At 70.8% G+C, this 2,260-nt stretch carries 2 protein-coding genes; one reads left to right on the top strand and one right to left on the bottom strand.

The window, feature by feature from the left end:
• Positions 1–106 precede the first annotated feature (106 nt).
• Positions 107–511, bottom strand: coding sequence for a peptidase inhibitor family I36 protein (locus ABZS54_RS42740; protein WP_355548813.1), 405 nt, complete (start codon positions 509–511; stop codon positions 107–109).
• A gap of 227 nt (positions 512–738) precedes the next feature.
• Here ABZS54_RS42740 and ABZS54_RS42735 point away from each other — a divergent pair, with 227 nt between their 5' ends.
• Positions 739–2,205, top strand: coding sequence for a trehalose-6-phosphate synthase (locus tag ABZS54_RS42735; protein WP_355548810.1), 1,467 nt, complete (start codon positions 739–741; stop codon positions 2,203–2,205).
• Positions 2,206–2,260: the final 55 nt, after the last annotated feature.

Raw genomic sequence — 2,260 nt, 5'->3', positions numbered from 1 at the left:
GCCGCGGGCGGGCGGTCGCCGCGGTGGCCGGCCGCGGTGCACCCGGCCAGGGCGGCCAGGGCGAGGCACAGCAGGGCGATCACGGCCGGCCCGCGGCGTGGACGCCCTACTGCGCGGTCCAACTGCCCGACGCGTTGTTGTTCTTCAGCGCCGGGTCGAGATTGGCCGTCGACTTGGGGCCGATCTCCTGGACCGGCCCCTGGTAGTTGCTGCCGTAGTAGATCCGCAGGATGTGCGTCGGGTCGTTGTTCCACACCGACGCGGCGTTGTTCTTCACCGGCACCCCCGTGCCGCTGCTGCCGTCCGGGGACCGCATGAAGGTGTAGCCGGCGTAGTTGGCCACGTTGTATCGATGGTCGAAACGTGCGCCCTTGGTGTTCGAGTTGTAGTACAGACACGCGTCCCCGTCGTTGCACGCGCCGTCCCCTTCGGCGACCGCCGGCGCCGCGCCGGCCGCGAGGACCAGTGCGGCGGCCACGGCACCCACATGGAGGCCACGATTGCTCCGCATACCCGATTCCCCCTTGCCCCGTTGCCCGATTCGAGCCCGATTCGTCGATCGAGTGAGCGGGCCGAGCCACCCATTCGCATCCGAGCGATCGGCCCGAGGAATCAAGAGAAAGCACACCCTCGCTACTGCGGGTAATGACAAGCCCGCGTGATACTCGCCACACCGTTCGGGTGGGAGGTGCGATCGGGTCGGGTTTGCGCACCGGGATGCGTGGCTAGGGTCGGGGCATGAGTGCTCCCCCTCCCGCCGGTGTCCTGGTCGCGTCCAATCGTGGTCCCGTGTCCTTCTCCCTGCAGGACGACGGCTCGCTTTCGGTGAGCCGCGGCGGCGGCGGACTCGTGTCCGGATTGTCCACCGCCGGGCAGGGGACCGGCGCCGTTTGGGTGTGCTCGGCGCTCGGCGAGGCCGATCGCACCGCGACCCGGGCCGCGCCCTCGGGCCGGCTGGATCTCGCCGGTCACGACACCGGCGGCCTGGCGGTGCGGATGCTCGACATCGACCCCGGCACCTTCGCCCGGGCGTACAACGCCATAGCGAATTCGACCCTGTGGTTCGTCCACCACCTGCTCTACGACACCCCGTCCAAGCCGGTCTTCGACGCGCGCTTTCGCAGGGAGTGGGCCTCCTACGAGGCGTACAACCAGGCCTTCGCGGAGGCGCTGGCCGACGAGGCCGCCGAGGGCGCCAAGGTGGTCGTGCAGGACTACCACCTGACCCTGGTGCCGGTGCTGCTGCGCCGACTGCGGCCGGATCTGCGGATCGGGCACTTCTCGCACACCCCGTGGGCGCCGCCGGACTACTTCCGGCTGCTGCCCGACGACATCGCGCGGTTCGTGCTGGAGGGCGTGCTCGGCGCCGACCACGCGGGCTTTTTGACCCGGCGCTGGGCTCTCGCGTTCCTGGACTGTTGCGCCGACGTGCTCGGCGCGACGGTGGACCGGGACGCGATGACCGTCACGCACGCGGGCCGCGTGACCGAGATCGGCGTGCACGGGCTGGGCGCGGATGCCGAATTCCTGCGCGAGCGGGCGTCGCGCGCCGACGTGGACACCCGGCTCGCCGGACTGCGCGAGGCGGTGGGCGACCGCAAGGTGATCGTTCGGGTGGACCGCACCGAACTGTCCAAGAACATCGTTCGCGGCCTGCTGGCCTACCGGGAACTGCTGCGCACCCGACCGGAATGGCTCGGCCGGGTGGTGCACGTCGCGTTCGCCTACCCTTCCCGGCACGACCTGCCGGAGTACCGCGAGTACACCGCGGCGGTGCAGCGGGTGGCCAAGGAGATCGACGACGAGTTCGGCACCGGCGACTGGCAACCGTTGATCCTGCACGTCAACGACGACTTCCCGCGCTCGCTCGCGGCGTACCGGCTGGCCGACGTCGCGCTGGTGAACCCGATCCGGGACGGGATGAACCTGGTCGCCAAGGAGGTGCCGGTGGTCTCGCTATTGGACGAGGCACACGGGGGTTGTGCGCTGGTGCTCTCCCGCGAGGCGGGCGCGTTCGAGGAGCTCGGCGAGGACTCGATCGTGGTCAACCCGTTCGACGTGTCACAGACCACCGAGGCGTTGCATACGGCGCTCACGATGGAACCCGCCGATCGGCTGCGACGCACCAGGCGGCTGGCCGCCGCGGCGGTCGCGCTGAGCCCGCAGCAGTGGTTCCTGGAGCAGTTGGACGCGCTCGGCAAGTAGCCGCGACGGGCCGCGGCCCGTGCCCGTCCGTGCCCGCCGGTCGGGGCCGGCGGGC

Origin of the sequence: Embleya sp. NPDC005575 (assembly GCF_040605455.1) — a bacterium.
GTDB lineage: Bacteria > Actinomycetota > Actinomycetes > Streptomycetales > Streptomycetaceae > Embleya.
Note: the sequence above shows the minus strand (reverse complement) of the source record. Positions and strands in the feature narration are given on the sequence as shown.

What these genes read in the sequence shown, in the direction of transcription:
- ABZS54_RS42740 (WP_355548813.1), bottom strand. Translation starts at nt 511, where the DNA reads ATGCGGAGCAATCGTGGCCTCCATGTGGGTGCCGTGGCCGCCGCACTG.
- ABZS54_RS42735 (WP_355548810.1), top strand. Translation starts at nt 739, where the DNA reads ATGAGTGCTCCCCCTCCCGCCGGTGTCCTGGTCGCGTCCAATCGTGGT.